This window comes from Actinomyces bowdenii (assembly GCF_017592395.1).
GTDB lineage: Bacteria > Actinomycetota > Actinomycetes > Actinomycetales > Actinomycetaceae > Actinomyces > Actinomyces bowdenii.
The window spans coordinates 38286-54372 of sequence record NZ_JAGFOU010000023.1 but is presented as its reverse complement, the minus strand read 5'-3'; the positions used below and the strand labels follow the sequence as shown (position 1 = coordinate 54372).

The window sequence follows — 16087 nt, the reverse complement described above, 5'->3', positions numbered from 1 at the left end:
ACCAGCCAGACCCAGCGCGAGACCGCCTACCAGGACTGGCTGCACTCCTACAATCACCACCGCCCCCACACCGCCCTCGACGGCCAAACCCCCGCCAGCCGCGTCCACAACCTCACGGGGAAGTACACCTAGGCTGGGCCCATGTCTGAGGCCAGCATCGACGCCGCACCCCTCCACCCCGTGCCCGCCCGGGTCTCCGAGATCTTCGACCCGGCCCGCTGGCGGGAGGTCCCCGGCTTCCCCCATGCCGGCGCCGGACCCGCAGGCGCGAGCACCGGCGCCGCCGGCCCGGCCGGCGGGCGAGGCCCCGAGGCGGCCCTGACCGACGTCACCTACCACCGCGGCTGCGTGCGCGACGCCTCCGGTGCCTGGCTGCGGGACCTGCCAGTGGTGCGGGTCGCATTCAACCGCCCTGAGGTGCGCAACGCCTTCCGCCCCCGCACCGTCGATGAGCTCTACCGGGTCCTGGACCACGCACGGATGAGCGGCGATGTCGGCGCCGTCATCCTCACCGGCAACGGCCCCTCCCCTCGCGACGGAGGCTGGGCCTTCTCCTCCGGCGGCGATCAGCGCATCCGCGACCGGGACGGCTACCGCTACGAGTCCGACCCGGCGCAGGGCGACCAGGCCGAGGCGGGGGGTGACGTTGAGCCCTACTCCCATGAGGCGGATGTGGCCGCGGCCCGCGCCCGCGTGGACACGGCCCGCGCCGGGCGCCTGCACATCCTGGAGGTGCAGCGCCTCATCCGCACCATGCCCAAGGTGGTCATCGCCGCGGTGCCGGGCTGGGCCGCGGGCGGCGGGCACAGCCTCAACGTCGTCGCGGACCTGTCCCTGGCCTCGATCGAGCACGCCCGCTTCAAGCAGACCGACGCCGATGTGGGCTCCTTCGACGCGGGCTACGGCTCGGCCCTGCTGGCCCGGCAGGTCGGGGACAGGCGCGCCCGGGAGATCTTCTTCCTGGCCCACACCTACGATGCCGCCACCGCTGAGCGCTGGGGCGCGGTCAATGCGGCGGTGCCCCACGCCGAGCTGGAGGATCGGGCCCTGGAGTGGGCGGCGATCGTGGCGGGAAAGTCTCCCCAGGCCATCCGCATGCTCAAGCTCGCCTTCAACCTGGCCGATGACGGGCTGGCGGGCCAGCAGGTCTTCGCCGGGGAGGCCACGCGCCTGGCCTACATGACCGATGAGGCCGTCGAGGGCCGCGACGCCTTCCTGGAGCGCCGCGACCCCGACTGGTCGCCCTTCCCCTACTACTTCTGACCCGCGCCTGGGCAGCGCCGCCCCGTCTCCGGGCCCGATGGGGCGCGGCGGTGTCCAGATCCCTGACAAACGGCCCCCGGGCGCCCGCCGCGGCCGTCAAGAACCGCATGATTCCGCGGTTCCTGCCTCAGCCCCCTGAGTGCGGCACGGGCCTTTGTCAGGGATCTGGACAGGAACCGGGTTTCAGGTGCCCTGCGGCCCCGCGGCGCCCACGCGCAGCACCACGAGGGGCTCGCTGGTGGGCTGGTCCGAGCCGCCGGCCGGCTCCTGGGTGATGACGATCTCCTGGCCCGGCTCGGGCATGATGTCGAGGAAGAAGAAGCCGTCCCCCGAGTCGGGGTCGTAGACGCCGAGGGAGGCCAGCTCCTGCCCGTCGCGCAGCCAGACCTGGAGGCTGCGCTGCCCGGCGGCCTCCATCATCTCCGAGGGCAGGCTCAGTGCGGTCATGCTCTTGTCCTGCGACCAGGTCAGGGTGGCCACATGCCCGTCGGGCATGGTGTCGGTGACCCGCTGGACATCCTGGGCCTGGTTGAGGTCGGCGTAGTACTCGGTGGTCTCCATGGACTCCATGGCGCTCCACCGCCCCGTCCCGAAGCCGGCGCTGATGAGCACCAGGACGGCCGCCGCCCGCATGATCCAGGCGCGCCGGCGCCGCGGGCCCAGGGCGAGCACCCGCGCACCCTCCTGGGGGCCGGGGGCCTGCGGCGGCTCGGCCGCCGGCCGGGAGCCGTCCTGCGAAGGCACCGGCGATGCCCCCACCGGCTCACCGGGACGAGCGGCAGCGGGCCGGGCCGCCGGGCGGACGGGCTCCTGGCCGACAGCGGCCAGGAGGCGGGCGCGCAGGTCCTCCGGGGGCGGCACGGGCCTGAGGCTGGCGCCGAGCATGGCGGCCGCCTCATCGCTGAAGCCCTCGGCGGTCCCACCGCCCTCGATGCCCTCAGCGCCCGCGAGCGCCTCCGCCTCCTGCGGGCCGGTGCGGAGGCCGGGGTCCTGCCGGCCGGGCGCCCCCGCGCCGCTGCGATGATGGTCTGTCATGGCTCCACCCCCAGTTCCTTCCTCAGTCGTGCCATGCCGCTCCGGATGCGGGACTTGACAGTCCCCAGGGGGACGCCGGTGCGCCGGGCGATCTCCTGGTGGGTCAGGCCCGTGAAGTAGGCCAGCTCGATGGCGGAGCGGTGGGGCTCGCCGACGGCGGCCAGCGCCCGCCTGACCTCGGCGGCCTCGATGCGCTCCTCGACGCTGTGGAGGGTCAGGTCGGTGTCGGGCATGTAGCCCCTCCAGCGGCTCTCGCGGTCCCGGGCGGCCTGGGCGGCGCGCACCCGGTCGATCGCCCGTCGTCGCGCCATGGTGACCAGCCAGGCCCGGGCGCTGCCCCGCTGGGGCGAGAAGGAGGCGGCGGTGCGCCACACCTCCAAGAAGAGCTCCTGGAGCACCTCCTCGCTCTGCGCACGATCCACCACGATCTGGAGGACGAGGGCGAAGAGGCGACCCGACCACCGGTCGTAGAGCCGGGCGAAGGCCTCGGCGTCACCCGCCGCCACCTGCTGGAGGCACTCCCCGTCCTCATCCGCGTTCTCCTTGGTCACGCCGTGATCCTAGACCCCGCCGGTGGCGGGCCCGGGATGCGGGCCCGCCACCGTGGGGAGCGGGGCTCCTCACCCGAAGGTGAAAGCGGGGCTCCTCACCCGAAGGTGAAGGAGTAGAGGTGCAGGCCCTCGGTGGCCGTGATCTCGATGACCCCGGCCCGGGTGTCCTCGGTCCTCACCAGCTCCAGACCGTTGGGCACCCCCGAGACGTGCATGGTGCGCTCCTGGCCGTCCACGGTCCAGGTCAGGTCGCCCTCGCCGGAGACCACGAGGTTGACCTGCTTGCCGTGGTAGGACAGCCGCACGCGGCCGGGTCCGTCGACCGGCTCGATGAACTGGCCCTCGACGTTCCAGGTCCCCTCCAGGGCGAAGGTGTCCTCGGCGAGCCGGTCGGGGAAGGCCAGGGCCTGGCGCCCGGGGTCCAGGTCGCCGCCGGCGTAGGCCGAGACGCGGTTCGAGCCCAGGTAGAGCTCGGGGGTGCGCGGCCCGGTGGCCAGGGGGGCGTCGTCGGTGAAGATCGGGGCGGGCAGGGAGACGCCGGGGTCGGCCTCGGTCAGCAGCTGGCGGATGAGGCTCTCAGTGGTGGCCAGGCCGCCCTCCCCGTAGCTGACCTGGCGCAGCGTCCCGGTGGAGTCGGCCAGGTAGTGGGCGGGCCAGTAGTGGTTGTCGAAGTTGGTCCAGGTCACGAGATTGGAGTCGACGGCGACCGGGTAGGTGATGCCCAGGTCCTCCACCCCGCCGCGCACGTTGTCCACCTCCTTCTCGAAGGCGTACTCCGGGGAGTGGACGCCGAGGATCTGGAGGCCGGAGTCGGCGTAGGCCTCGTGGAGCCTCTCGATACCGGGGATGTTGCGCTGGCAGTTGATGCAGGAGTAGGCGAAGAAGTCGACCAGGGTGACCTTGCCCTCGCGGTCGGCGGCGCTCAGCGGCGCCTCGTCGGGGGTGTTGAGCCATGCCACGGCGCCGTCGATCTGGGGCAGCGCCCCGCAGTCGGCCAGGGCGTCGGCCCCGGGCACGCAGCCGCCCAGGCCCTCGCCCCGCCCCTGCTGGAGGAGCTCGTCGGTGCCGGCCTGCAGGGAGGCGGTGTAGTCGGGCAGGAGGCGCTGGAGGGCGGCGGGGGCGTTGGTGACCAGGGCGAGGGCCAGGCCGATCATGACCACGCCGGCGGTGACCCGGATGGCGCGCTGGCGGGTGCGGAAGGCCTTGATGCGCTCGGTGATGCCGCGCCCGGCCAGCGCGAAGGCCAGCAGGGGGACGGCGGTGCCCAGGGCGAAGGAGATGGCCAGGACCAGGGTGTCGGCGCCGATGCGCCCGGTGGAGCCCGCCACGGCCACCGCCGCCAGGACGGGTCCGGCGCAGGGCACGTAGGCGGCGCCCAGCACCAGGCCGAGGAGGAGGCCGTTGGAGGGGTTGGCCGAGCCGAAGCGCTGGAAGCGCAGGAAGGGCCTCTCCATGATCTCCATGACGCGGGGCACGATCATTCCCACACCGATGGCCGCGAGCAGGACGATGCCGGTCCAGCGGATGAAGTCCTGGGGCAGGTGCAGGAGGCTCAGGAGGGTGGATCCCAGGAGGGTGAAGACCGTGAAGCTGATGACGAGCCCGGCCACCACCAGGTAGGGCCTCAGCCGTGAGGGCGGGGGCGCCCCGTCCCCGCCGTGCGCCCCCTGGGCCCCCGACAGCAGGATGACGGGCAGGACCGGCAGGACGCAGGGGGAGATCCCCGTGATGAGTCCCCCGAGAAGGCCGATCAGGGCAAGGCTTGTCATGGCGTGCATCCTCTCGTTGAGCGTGTCGCGAGGGGTTCGGAGCCGGGGGGCCGCCGGATCACCATGAGGACCGGGACCAAGGGTATGACGATGATCACCACGCACTCGGGGCGCCGGGACGATCCAGGGGGCCACGGGCTCCGAATCACTCCTCGGACGGGCACGGGGCCCGCGCTCACATCTGAGAACCACGAAGAACTCACAAGGAGATTCCCATGCGACTGACCACCTCCACCACCAGGACCCTGGCCACGGCGCTTCTCGCGGCCGGGGCCTGCCTGGGCCTGGCCGCCTGCGGGGGCGCCTCGGACTCCGGGGACGACGAGCGGGTCGAGGCCACCCCCTACGCGTCCGAGTCGGCCATGAGCGACGACAAGATGTCCGACGGCGCCATGAGCGACGAGGACGGGGCGATGAGCGACGACAAGATGAGCGACAAGGACGGTGCCATGCACGATGACAAGATGAGCGATGGCGCCACTGACGGCGCGATGAGCGACGGCAAGTAGCACTCGCACCGGCTCCCCGAGCGGGGCCGGATCCCGTGCGCCGGCCCGGCGCCGCGGCTCACTGGGCCCGGCGGCCGGGCCGGCGCGGTGCCGATGGGGCACTGGCGCTGCGCCGGCAGGGCTCTGGACCCCGGGGCGGGTCTCATGACACAGTCGGCCGGGTCAGCTCGCGCCCTGTCGCGAGATCGACGGGCCCCGGGGACCCGGGGCCCGTCCGTTCCGGCGGCCCCTGGCCGCCCTCCCCCCTGGAGGTTCCACCTTGTCCAGTGCCCGCCCCTCCCTTCTGGAGACCACCGACCCGGCCCGCAGACGGCTCGACGTGGCCGTCGTCGTCGGCATCATCGGCGGCCTGTTCTCCGCCATCGTCAAGTTCGGCTGGGAGGTGCCCTTCCCTCCCCGCACTCCCGAGCGCAACGCGACCAACCCGCCCCAGACGATGCTGGAGTGGTTCGGGATGACCCCGGAGCAGTCGCACACGGCCGTGTCCTTCAACGCCAATGACGGCCTGCCGATCTACTCCTTCATCGTCCACTTCGCCTTCGCCATCGTCTTCGCCCTCGTCTACTGCGTGGTGGCCGAGTACTACCCGAGGATCAAGCTGTGGCAGGGCGCGGCCTTCGGCATCCTGGTGTGGATCGGGGCCCATCTGGTGGTCATGCCGCTGCTGGGCTGGGTGCCCTCCCCCTTCCCGTGGGTGGCCGGGGGCCAGACCTGGGCCGAGCACTTCTCCGAGCTGCTCGGCCACGTCATCTGGCTGTGGGCCATCGAGATCGTGCGCCGCGACCTGCGCAACCGCATCACCCACGAGCCCGACGCCGAGGTGCCCCTCAAGGACGCCACCCGCTGAGCGCCCCGGCAGCCGTCAGGGCATAGGGCCGGGGATGGCTCCGGCCTGGAGCAGGCCAAGGGGAGGCCCCGGGACCCACGGGCCTCAGAGCAGGACGGCGGCCAGGCCCGCCACCAGCAGCAGGCTGTAGGCCAGCTCCAGGAGCCCGGTGTCGCGGAGCACGGGGATGAGCGCGAGCCCCTGCGCCCCGCCGACCACCGGTCTGAGCGCCCTCCAGGCCATGACACCGTTGAGCGCCAGGAAGACCACCACGGTCAGACCGAGCACCAGGCCCCCGCCCGCCCCCCGGTCCGGGTTCAGGGAGCCGGCGGCCCAGGCCAGGCAGGCCGCCCCCAGCACCAGGGGTGCCGTGATCATGAGCACGAAGGCCCCCCGCGCCCGGGTCTGCCCCAGGCGCACCGCCAGAGTGCGCTTGCCGTGCGCGGGGTCGGTGCGGATATCGCGCAGGTTGTTGACCATGAGCAGGGAGCAGGCGATGAGGCCGATCCCGCAGGCCGCCGGCCACAGCCACGGCGGCACCGAGCCGGCCTGGACGTAGGCGGTGCCGGCCGTGGCCACCAGCCCGAAGAACACGAAGACGAAGACCTCCCCCAGGCCCGCGTAGCCGTAGGGGCGGGGGCCGCCGGTGTAGAACCAGGCCGCGGCCACGGCGGCCAGGCCCACGGCCAGCAGCCACCACTGCCCCGAGAGCGCCACCAGGGCCAGGCCCAGCAGGCCCGCGGCGCCGAAGCAGCCGAAGGCGGCGAGCTTGACGGTGCGCGGCTCGACCTGCCCGGAGGCGGTCAGCCGGGGCGGGCCGGTGCGCTCGTCGTCGGTGCCCCGCACCCCGTCGGAGTAGTCGTTGGCCAGGTTGGAGCCGATCTGCAGGGCCAGGGCCACGCCGGCGGCCAGCAGGGTGCGGGGCGCGGAGAAGGCCCCCAGGGCCCAGGCCGCGCCGGCCCCCAGGATGACGGGGGCGGCGGCGGCGGGCAGGGTGCGCAGGCGAACGACCTCGCTCCAGCTGGTGGCCGAGGGCTGCGCTGCGGGCCGGGCGTCACCGGGCCGGGCTGCGGGGCGGCCTGTGGTCATGGTGTCCTCTCATCGTCATGGGCCTGGGGGGAGCCCGGGGAGCCTACCCCGCCACCGGGGCCGCCCGCCCCCAGCCGCGCGGCCAGGCCGCGCCGATCGACCTTGCCCGGGCCCAGTCGCGGGAGGGCATCGACGAGGATGACCCGCTTGGGGGCGTGGGCGCCGTCGAGCCGCTGACGCGCGCCGCGCCGGAGGGCCTCGGGCAGGCCGGGGCGGCTGGCCGCCTGCGGCTGGGGGACCACGACGGCGGTGACCGCGGCACCCCAGCGGGGGTCGGGCAGGCCCAGCACGCAGCACTCGGCGACGCCGGGCAGGCGGGCCATCTCGGCCTCGACCCGGGCCGGGTCGACCTTGATGCCCCCGGTGATGATGATGTCGTCCAGGCGCCCCTCGACGATGAGGCGGTGGCGCCCATCGGGGCCCGGCTCCAGGCGGCCGCGGTCGGTGGTGGCCAGCCACCGGCGGGCGCGGCCCCCGCCCGACGGTGGCTCCGCGGGTGCCGCTGGCGCGGCAGGCCCCCCGGGCGTGATCGCGCGCGCCGGCCCCGCGGCCCGCGCGCCTTCCCCGGCGCCGGCGACCCCCTCCCCCTGGGGGCCATTCCCGGCCAGCAGGGTGCTGGCGCCCTCGGCGGCACCCCGCCCCCTCTCGGCATAGCCCGCGAACAGGGTGGGGCCGGACAGCAGGATGCGGCCCTGATGGAGGCGCACCTCAACGCCCTCCAGGGGCAGGCCGTCGTAGACGCAGCCGCCCGCGGTCTCACTCATGCCGTAGGTGGTCACCACCCGGATACCCGCCCCGCGGGCGCGGCTGAGCATCCCGGCGTCGGCCGCCGCCCCGCCCACCAGGACCGCCCCCAGCCGCGCCAGGGCCGCGGCGGCGCGTTCCTGCCCGGGGGCCAGGACGGCCAGGAGCTGGGCGGGCACCAGGGAGGTGTAGACCGGGGCCGGGCCGGCGGCGGCCAGGGCCCGGTCCACGCCCTCGGCCAGGGCCATGGGGTCGAAGCCATCCGTGGTGTCGACGACGGTGGGGGCGACGGTGGGGGCGACGGTGGGGGCGACGGTGGGTGCCTGGAGGAGTGGGCCGGCCCCGGAATCCTGGGACCTCACGGGGCCGCCGTGGGCCCCGGAGCCCAGGTCGGGCCCAGGGCCCCGGAGCGGCAGCCCCGCGATGAGGCTGCGCAGGATGACCTGGAGGCCCGCCACGTGATGGGCCGGCAGCGCGAGCACCCAGTGCCCGGGGCCCCCCAGGCGCTCATGGGCGGCGCGGGCCGAGGCGAGCATGGCGGCGGCGCTCATGGCGACAAGCCGCCCGGTGCCGGTGGTCGAGCCGGAGGTGCGCAGGAGCAGGTCGGTGCCGGGGTCGGCGGCGGGGCCGTGGGGGTCGAGCCGCCGGGCCAGGTCGGCGCGGATCCCGTCCGGGTCCTCCGCCGGGCCGATGGGCACGATGAGAGCCGGCCCACCCCCCGGGGGCGGGTCGGCCGGGCCGCCCCGGGCAGCCTGGCAGCCGGATGCGCCCGGGCCGCTCATGGCGGCCGGCGCATCGGGCCCACTGCCCTGATGCGCCCGGGCGCCCCCGGCAGGCCACAGCCCGCGGTCCCGCAGGCGCTCGGCGAGGGCCCGGCTCAGCCGGGCGACGTCGTCGGGCCGGGTTCCGCCGCGCAGCAGCAGCAGGGGGCGGGTCGGGGCGGTCGGGGCACTCATCGCGCCACAGCATGTCACCACGGGCCTCCGAGGAGTAGGAGGGCGCCGGAGCGGGCGGGCCGCCGACCCCCTGGCGGGTTCCTCTATGGTGTGCCCATGCGCATCGTGCTCATCGTCCTGGCGTTCGCCCTCGTCCTGTACTCGCTGCTGGACTGCGCCCGCACTCCCGAGGAGAGCATGCCCGCCCGGATGCCCAAGTTCCTGTGGATAGCGCTCATCATCCTCTTCCCCACGGTCGGGGCGATCGCCTGGATCATCGTCTCGCGGGTCAAGGCCGCCGAGGAGCGGGGCGGGTATGTGGAGCCGACCGTGTGGTCCTCCAAGGAGGGCACCGCCTTCCGCCGCCCCGACCGTCCGCGCCCGGTGGCTCCCGACGACGACCCGGAGTTCCTGCGCGGCCTGGAGCAGGGCATCCGCCGCCGTCGGCACCACCCGGAGCAGGGCGACCAGGCACCGGGGGGCGCGCAGCCCGGGCAGGCGGGCAAGGCCCCCGGCACCGGCGGCACCAGGAGCCAGGGCACGCCCGCTGCGGGTTCCGAGGGCCCGGGGGGCCCGGCCAACGGCGCAGGCCCGACCGGCGAGGAGCCCGAGGATCCCGCTGCCCCACCGGCGCCCTGAAGGGACGCCTCGGCACCCGCCCGCGCCGGGCGCAGCGCCTCGGCCTGAGGGCCCCACTGCGGTCCTCCGCCCTTCCTACCTGCACATCTTCAGCGCCACGTCGGGCCGCAGATCGGCGCCATCCCAACAACCAACCACCACCAGGCCCCCCGCCCGGGCCCCGAAGATGTGCAAGGGGCGAGGCACGGTGTCAGGGCAGGGCGGCTCCGCCGCGGGGCCAGGGGCCGGTGTCGACCTCATAGCCGTGGGCAGCGGCGTGGGCCAGCCAGTCGGCAGGCAGCCAGCTGCGGGAGACCAGCTGGGGGTGGTCGGGCAGGTGGCGCACCGCCCACAGGACCAGGACGAGCTCGGCCCACTGGGCGCGCAGCTTCCACCGCGCTGAGCCCGAGGCGTTGGTAGCGGCCATGACGATCTCGCCGGGGGCGGTGATCCGGGCCTCCTGGACCTGCTCGAAGGGCACTGGCATGATCCCCTCCCCCGTGCCCAGGTAGATGCCGTGGGTGGAGACCGTGAGGCGGGCGCGCGCCAGGTGCCGCCACTTCTCCACGGCGTCGGCCTCAGCCGTCCTCTTGCGCCGGTGGTTGAGGTAGGCCTGCCCGCCGAAGAAGGCGGCCGTCAGCGCCAGGCCCACGGGCCCCCCGGCCAGGAAGAAGCCCCGGGAGGGGTTGTAGGTGGCATCGCCCCGCCGCCACATGAGCAGCTCGGCGTCGCAGGTGGCGAGCATGGTCTCGTCAGCGGCGAGGACGCGGCGCACGGGGTCGATGCGCGGGGAGACGGGGCTGGGCCGGTAGCCGCGGCGGGTGGCGGTCAGGACGGCGGCGGTGTTCCACCACACGAAGTCCTGCCCGGTCCAGGGCCGCCGGGGGGTGGGCCCGCCCGCTGCGGCGGCCAGGTCGCGCGCGCCGGCGCGCACCACCTCGCCCCCGGCGGTCCCGACGCCGCTCGGGCCCCGGCTGCTACCGCCACTGCCGTGACCGCCGCCTGCGCCGCCCGTCGGCCGTGAGGGCGGCTGCTGGGTCACTCCGGGGCTCCCTGAGCGCCGGGCTCCCCCGCGGCGTCGTGCGGGGCCGCATAGAGGCCGGTGCCGGCGGCGGTGGCGGCCGAGGAGGTGCCGGGGACCATGTCGCGGGCCACCCGCAGCAGATCGCCGGCGGGCTCCCAGTAGGCCATGCCCACCAGCGTGCGCCCCTCGAAGGTCAGGGAGGTCAGGGAGGCCAGGGAGCACTGGCGGTGGCAGGGGTCGTGGGCCAGGGGCCGGCCCTCCAGGAACAGCCGCAGGGACCACACGGGCAGCTGGTGGGAGACCAGGAGGGCCTCGTGGCCGTGGGCGGTGGTCAGGGCGGAGACGACGGCGGCGCGCATGCGCGCGACGATGTCGCGGTAGGGCTCGCCCCAGGAGGGGCGCATCGGGTTGACGTAGTAGCGCCAGTACCGGGGGCTCGCCAGCAGGCGGCGGTCGTCATTGACGGCGAGGCCCTCGAAGTGGCTTCCGGCCTCGATGAGCCGCTCGTCGACGGTGGGGGTCAGGCCGAAGGCGGCCGCGGCCGGGGCGCCGGTCTCGCGGGCGCGCTCCAGGGGCGAGGTGATGACATGGGTGAGGTCGTGGCCGGAGGCGGCCAGGACGTCGGCGACCTGCTGGGCCATGCGGGAGCCGAGGTTGGACAGGTGGTAGCCGGGCAGGCGGCCGTACAGGACGCACTCGGGGTTGTGGACCTCGCCGTGCCGCATCAGGTGGATCGTCGTACGCGCCATGCGGTGATTCTCGCACGCCCGGGCTGCGGGCAGCGCAGTGGGCGCCGCCCGGGAGGCCGCGGCGGCGAGGCGGGCGGCCGCGCCCGGCCCCGGCGACCGCCTCCCGGCCCCGCCCCTCCGGCGCCCGGATGGCGGGCCGGGCGACGCCACGGGCGCGCCTGCCGTATCGTGGCCGCCATGACGATTCGCAGTGCATGGGGCCTCGGTCTGGCGACCGTGACCGAGGACGGCAACACCCTCGACGTGTGGTACCCGCGTCCGGTCCTGGGCGAGGAGCCCGAGGACGGCCACGCCGGCCTTCTGGAGACCCTCAGCGCCATGGAGCGCCGTGACGAGGCCCGCGGGGTGCGCACCGCCGTCGTGCGCACCTGGGCCGATCTCGACGACGCCCCCCTGACGGTGGCCGGCGCCTACCTGCGCCTCCACGTGCTGTCCCACCGCCTGGCCCAGCCCAACACCGTCAACCTCGACGGCATCTTCTCCCGCCTGCCCAATGTGGTGTGGACCTCGGCCGGCCCCTGCCCCGCAGAGGACTTCGAGGCCACCCGCACCCGCCTGCGCGCCGCCCTGGGCCGCCCCGTCCAGGTCAACTCGGTGGACAAGTTCCCCCGCATGACCGACTACGTGCTGCCCTCGGGGGTGCGCATCGGCAACGCGGCGAATGTGCGCCTGGGGGCCTACCTGTCCGAGGGCACGACGGTCATGCACGCCGGCTTCGTCAACTACAACGCGGGCACACTGGGCCGCTCCATGGTCGAGGGCCGCATCTCCCAGGGCGTGGTCATCGGCGATGGCTCGGATGTGGGCGGGGGCGCCTCCACTATGGGCATGCTCTCGGGCGGCGGGCGCCAGCGCGTGACCCTGGGCGAGCGGTGCCTGCTGGGAGCCAACTCCGGCCTGGGCATCCCCCTGGGCGACGACTGCGTGGTGGAGGCCGGCCTCTACCTCACGGCGGGCACGAAGGTCTCGGTCATGCCCCAGGGCGGCGTCGTGCCCGGAGCGCACGGCCTGTTCAAGGAGCCGCGCGTGGTCTCGGCCCGCGAGCTGGCGGGGGTCTCCAACGTCCTGTTCCGCCGCAACTCCCAGTCCGGCGCCGTCGAGGCCCTGGCGCGCGGGGGCAAGGGCATCGAGCTGAGCACAGCCCTCCACACCAACCAGTAGCCCACCTTCGACAATTTGCATGAGATCGGCCTTTTCCGGCGCTGGAGAAGGCCGATCTCATGCAAATTGTCGAAAGGAAGGGGGTTCGGGCACGCGCTGCTGTGATTTGCGATACACTTGTTGTCCGCGGGATCGATGGAGCGTGGGCCATGAGGAGCACCAGTCAGGAACCAGCAGCGCCTCCCCTGGGGGACTCCCTGCCCGCACGCTCCCACGCCTCCCGCACCTCCCACCCCTTCCCCGCCGCCCGGCGCCTGCCGCACGCCGTCCTGAAGACCACCATGGCGGTGACCGGCTCGATCATGGGGCTCTTCGTCCTGGTCCACATGATCGGCAACCTCAAGGTCTTCCAGGGCCCACAGGCATACAACGGCTACGCCGCCATGCTGCGCAGCTTCGCCTACCCGCTCCTGCCCCATGAGGGGCTGCTGTGGGCGCTGCGCGTCGTGCTGCTGGCCTGCATCCTGGCCCACGCCGCAGCCGGGACCGCCCTGTGGCGCCGCGCCCGCCTCGCCCGCGGCCCGCACCGGCGCCGGGGCCTGCTGCCGCGCTCCTTCGCCGCCCGCACCATGCTGCTCTCCGGCGCCGTCATCGGGGCCTTCGTCGTCGTGCACCTGCTGGATCTGACCCTCGGCCGCCTCGTGGCCTCCCCCGACTACCAGCACCCCTCCGGCCACGGCCCCCACCTCGAGGTCCACGCCTACGCCAACCTCGTGGCGAGCCTGTCGCGCCCCTGGATGGCGCTGCTCTACACCGCCGTCATGGTGGTCATCGGCCTCCACCTGGCCCAGGGCCTGTGGAGCGTCCTGCACGACCTGGGCGGCACCGCGCCCCGCCTGCGCCGCATCTGGCTGGCGCTGGCCCTCCTGGTGGCCCTGGCCATCACCGCGGGCAACGGCGCCCTCCCCCTGCTCGTCCTGACCGGAGTGATCTCATGAGCCGCCTGCGCTGGGTCCTCGACGCCGTCCGCCCCCACGGCACCGCCGAATCCGGTGAGCCCACTCCCGGGCCCGACGGCGCTCCCGCCACCGCGAGCGGCCGCGGCCCGGCGGCACCTCCAGCCGCCGCTCCCGCGGCCCGGACCCGCCCCGCGCCCCGCCCACCGGGCCCCGCCACCCCCGACTACCGCGTCGGGGAGGACCTCGACCCCCGCCTTCCCGAGGGCGACCCGATGGACGCCTGGCAGTCCCGCCGCGACTCCTACCGGCTGGTCAGCCCCGCCAACCGCCGTCGGCTCACGGTCATCGTGGTGGGCACGGGCCTGGCCGGCTCGGGGGCCGCCGCCACCCTGGGGCGCCTGGGCTACCGGGTGGAGTGCTTCAGCCTGCACGACGCCGCCCGCCGCGCCCACTCGGTGGCCGCCCAGGGCGGTATCAACGCCGCCCGCGCCCGCAAGGTCGACGGCGACTCCCTGCGCCGATTCATCAAGGACACCATCAAGGGCGGGGACTTCCGGGCCCGGGAGGCCGACGTCGTGCGCCTGGCCCAGGAGTCGGGGCGCGTCATCGACCACATGCACGCCATCGGGGCGCCCTTCGCCCGAGAGTACGGCGGACAGCTCGCCACCCGCTCCTTCGGCGGCGTGCAGGTCTCGCGCACCTACTACACCCGCGGGGAGACCGGTCAGCAGCTGGAGGTGGCCTGCGCCCAGGCCCTCCAGGAGCAGGTGGCCGCCGGCACCGTCAACCTGCACACGCGCACCGAGATGCTCGACCTCATCGTGGCCGACGGCCGCGCCCAGGGCATCGTCACCCGCGACCTGCTCTCCGGGGAGATCCGGGCCTGGAGCGCGCACGCCGTCGTGCTGTGCACCGGCGGCTACGGCTCGGTCTTCCACTTCTCCACCCTGGCCATGGCCTCCAACGCCACCGCCGCCTGGCGGGCCCACCGCGCCGGTGCCGCCTTCGCCTCCCCCAGCTACATCCAGTTCCACCCCACGGCCCTGCCGGTCAGCTCCCACTGGCAGTCCAAGACCACGCTCATGAGCGAGTCCCTGCGCAACGACGGGCGCATCTGGGTCCCGGCCCAGCCCGGCGATGAGCGCGCCCCGGGCGACATCCCCGAGGAGGAGCGCGACTACTACCTGGAGCGGCGCTACCCGGCCTTCGGCAACCTCACACCGCGCGATGTGGCCTCGCGCAACGCCCGCGAGCGCATTGAGTCCGGCCACGGCGTGGGGCCGCTGCGCAACTCGGTCTACCTGGACTTCCGCGACGCCCTGGAGCGGCTGGGGCGCGAGACCATCGCCGCGCGCTACGGCAACCTGTTCGCCATGTACCTCGACGCCACCGGCGAGGACCCCTACGAGGTGCCGATGCGCATCGCGCCGGGGGCCCACTTCACCATGGGCGGCCTATGGGTGGACTTCGACCAGATGACCACCATCCCCGGCCTCTTCGTGGGTGGGGAGGCCTCGAGCAACTACCACGGGGCCAACCGCCTGGGCGCCAACTCGCTGCTGAGCGCCTGCGTGGACGGGTGGTTCACCCTGCCCCTGGCCGTGCCCGACTACCTGGCGGGCCTGGTGGGCGCCCCGGTCCTGGAGGCGGGCGCCCCCGAGGCGCTCGACGCCGTCGAGCGGGCATCGGGGCGGGTGGCCCGGCTCCTGGCGGTGGGCGGCACCCACCGGCCGGTGTGGTTCCACCGCCGCCTGGGGGAGGTCCTCTACGCCGGCTGCGGGGTGAGCCGCAGCGAGGAGGGGCTGATCGAGGCCCTGGCCCGGGTGCGGGCGCTGCGCGAGGAGTTCTGGCGCGATGTGCGCGTGGTGGGCGGGGAGCACCGGCTCAATCAGGAGCTGGAGCGGGCGGGCCGGGTCGCGGACTTCCTGGAGCTGGCCGAGCTCATGGTGATCGATGCCCTGGATCGTCGCGAGTCCGCCGGCGCCCATTTCCGCGAGGAGTTCGCCACCGAGGGCGGGGAGGCCCGGCGCGATGACGAGGCCTGGCGCACCGTGTCGGCCTGGGTCAGCGGGCCCGACGGCGTCCCGGTGCGCCGCAGCGAGCCCCTGGACTTCAGCGTCGTCGAGTTGCAGGAGAGGGATTACCGATGAGGATCACCCTGGAGATCTGGCGGCAGGACGGGCCCCGGGCCGAGGGGCGCTTCGAGACGCATGTGGTGGAGGACGCCGCCCCGGAGATGAGCCTGCTCGAGCTGCTGGATCGGCTCAACGACCAGATCATCGAGGCCGGTGGGGAGCCGGTGGTCTTCGAGTCCGATTGCCGCGAGGGCGTGTGCGGGGCCTGCGGGTTCCTGGTCAACGGGCGCCCGCATGGGCCGGTGGACAACACGCCGGCATGCCGCCAGCACCTGCGGGCCTTCCCGGGGGTGGCCGCCCTGCGCCTGGAGCCGCTGCGGGCCGGGGCCTTCCCGGTGATCCGGGATCTGGCGGTGGACCGCACGGCCCTGGATGAGCTGGTGCGCGCCGGGGGCACGGTGGATGTCATGGCGGGCACGGCCGCGGATGCCGATGCGGTGGCCCAGCCGCGGGCCGATGCCGAGGCGGCGCTGGATTTCGCGGTGTGCATCGGCTGCGGGGCCTGTGTGGCGGCGTGTCCCAATGGTGCGGCGATGCTCTTCGCGGGGGCCAAGCTCGCCCATCTGTCGCTGATGCCGCAGGGCGCCCATGAGCGCTCCCGCCGGGCGCGGGGGATGGCCCGGGCGCTGGACGAGTATTTCGGGCCGTGCTCGGTCTACGGGGAGTGCGTGCCCACCTGCCCGGCGGGCATCCCCCTGGAGGCGATCGCGGCGGCGAACCGGGAGGTGCTGCGTGCCGCCTGGCGCGGCCCCACCCACGACGACTAACCCCCTTCTTTTC

Annotated in this window: 16 protein-coding genes; 9 read left to right on the top strand and 7 right to left on the bottom strand. The window is 74.5% G+C overall.

Annotated elements, in window-relative coordinates; all coding sequences use genetic code 11:
* Both J5X07_RS10345 and J5X07_RS10340 read left to right on the top strand, forming a co-directional pair.
* Nucleotides 1-132, top strand: a 132-nt coding sequence (locus J5X07_RS10345) for an integrase core domain-containing protein (protein WP_208479285.1), incomplete at its 5' end; no start/stop codon positions are given.
* 9 nt (nucleotides 133-141) lie between these two features.
* A complete protein-coding gene (locus J5X07_RS10340; protein ID WP_208479743.1) occupies nucleotides 142-1263 on the top strand; it encodes a 1,4-dihydroxy-2-naphthoyl-CoA synthase in 1122 nt (373 codons plus the stop codon).
* Between the two features lie 183 nt (nucleotides 1264-1446).
* Here the strand turns inward: J5X07_RS10340 and J5X07_RS10335 are convergent, their stop codons facing one another.
* From J5X07_RS10335 to J5X07_RS10325, 3 genes are all read right to left on the bottom strand, one after another.
* Nucleotides 1447-2298, bottom strand: coding sequence for an anti-sigma factor (locus J5X07_RS10335; RefSeq protein ID WP_243896733.1), 852 nt, complete (start codon nucleotides 2296-2298; stop codon nucleotides 1447-1449).
* The gene (locus J5X07_RS10330; RefSeq protein ID WP_208479742.1) at nucleotides 2295-2849 is read right to left on the bottom strand and encodes a sigma-70 family RNA polymerase sigma factor; all 555 of its coding nucleotides are present in this window, start codon (nucleotides 2847-2849) and stop codon (nucleotides 2295-2297) included. Before J5X07_RS10330 ends, J5X07_RS10335 begins: the two co-directional genes overlap by 4 nt.
* A gap of 95 nt (nucleotides 2850-2944) precedes the next feature.
* Complete coding sequence (locus J5X07_RS10325; RefSeq protein ID WP_185732009.1) at nucleotides 2945-4627, bottom strand: cytochrome c biogenesis protein CcdA; 1683 nt, start codon at nucleotides 4625-4627, stop codon at nucleotides 2945-2947.
* A gap of 206 nt (nucleotides 4628-4833) precedes the next feature.
* Between J5X07_RS10325 and J5X07_RS10320 the strand changes: the two genes are divergently transcribed.
* Entirely contained in the window at nucleotides 4834-5127 is a 294-nt protein-coding gene (locus J5X07_RS10320) for a hypothetical protein (protein ID WP_124933554.1), read from the top strand.
* A 259-nt stretch (nucleotides 5128-5386) separates the two neighbouring features.
* Nucleotides 5387-5974, top strand: a complete 588-nt coding sequence (locus J5X07_RS10315) for a YagU family protein (RefSeq protein ID WP_208479741.1) — start codon at nucleotides 5387-5389, stop codon at nucleotides 5972-5974.
* An 84-nt stretch (nucleotides 5975-6058) separates the two neighbouring features.
* Here the strand turns inward: J5X07_RS10315 and J5X07_RS10310 are convergent, their stop codons facing one another.
* On the bottom strand, nucleotides 6059-7042 hold the full coding sequence (locus tag J5X07_RS10310) for a 1,4-dihydroxy-2-naphthoate polyprenyltransferase (RefSeq protein WP_124933556.1): 984 nt from the start codon (nucleotides 7040-7042) through the stop codon (nucleotides 6059-6061).
* Complete coding sequence (locus J5X07_RS10305) at nucleotides 7039-8742, bottom strand: AMP-binding enzyme (protein WP_243896731.1); 1704 nt, start codon at nucleotides 8740-8742, stop codon at nucleotides 7039-7041. Before J5X07_RS10305 ends, J5X07_RS10310 begins: the two co-directional genes overlap by 4 nt.
* Before the next feature lie 96 nt (nucleotides 8743-8838).
* Between J5X07_RS10305 and J5X07_RS10300 the strand changes: the two genes are divergently transcribed.
* On the top strand, nucleotides 8839-9360 hold the full coding sequence (locus J5X07_RS10300; protein WP_208479740.1) for a PLD nuclease N-terminal domain-containing protein: 522 nt from the start codon (nucleotides 8839-8841) through the stop codon (nucleotides 9358-9360).
* Nucleotides 9361-9550: 190 nt separating this feature from the next.
* Here the strand turns inward: J5X07_RS10300 and J5X07_RS10295 are convergent, their stop codons facing one another.
* Nucleotides 9551-10381, bottom strand: coding sequence for a hypothetical protein (locus tag J5X07_RS10295; protein WP_341769453.1), 831 nt, complete (start codon nucleotides 10379-10381; stop codon nucleotides 9551-9553).
* Nucleotides 10378-11112: a histidine phosphatase family protein gene (locus J5X07_RS10290; RefSeq protein ID WP_208479739.1), complete on the bottom strand. Its 735-nt coding sequence runs from the start codon at nucleotides 11110-11112 to the stop codon at nucleotides 10378-10380. Before J5X07_RS10290 ends, J5X07_RS10295 begins: the two co-directional genes overlap by 4 nt.
* A 177-nt stretch (nucleotides 11113-11289) precedes the next feature.
* Here J5X07_RS10290 and dapD point away from each other — a divergent pair, with 177 nt between their 5' ends.
* From dapD to J5X07_RS10270, 4 genes are all read left to right on the top strand, one after another.
* Nucleotides 11290-12273 (top strand): 2,3,4,5-tetrahydropyridine-2,6-dicarboxylate N-succinyltransferase, encoded by a 984-nt coding sequence (dapD, locus tag J5X07_RS10285; protein WP_124933560.1) that lies wholly within the window; start codon nucleotides 11290-11292, stop codon nucleotides 12271-12273.
* 149 nt (nucleotides 12274-12422) lie between these two features.
* On the top strand, nucleotides 12423-13211 hold the full coding sequence (locus J5X07_RS10280) for a succinate dehydrogenase cytochrome b subunit (RefSeq protein WP_208479738.1): 789 nt from the start codon (nucleotides 12423-12425) through the stop codon (nucleotides 13209-13211).
* A gap of 233 nt (nucleotides 13212-13444) precedes the next feature.
* Complete coding sequence (locus tag J5X07_RS10275; protein ID WP_243896737.1) at nucleotides 13445-15322, top strand: fumarate reductase/succinate dehydrogenase flavoprotein subunit; 1878 nt, start codon at nucleotides 13445-13447, stop codon at nucleotides 15320-15322.
* Nucleotides 15319-16074: a succinate dehydrogenase/fumarate reductase iron-sulfur subunit gene (locus J5X07_RS10270; protein WP_124933562.1), complete on the top strand. Its 756-nt coding sequence runs from the start codon at nucleotides 15319-15321 to the stop codon at nucleotides 16072-16074. Before J5X07_RS10275 ends, J5X07_RS10270 begins: the two co-directional genes overlap by 4 nt.
* Nucleotides 16075-16087: the final 13 nt, after the last annotated feature.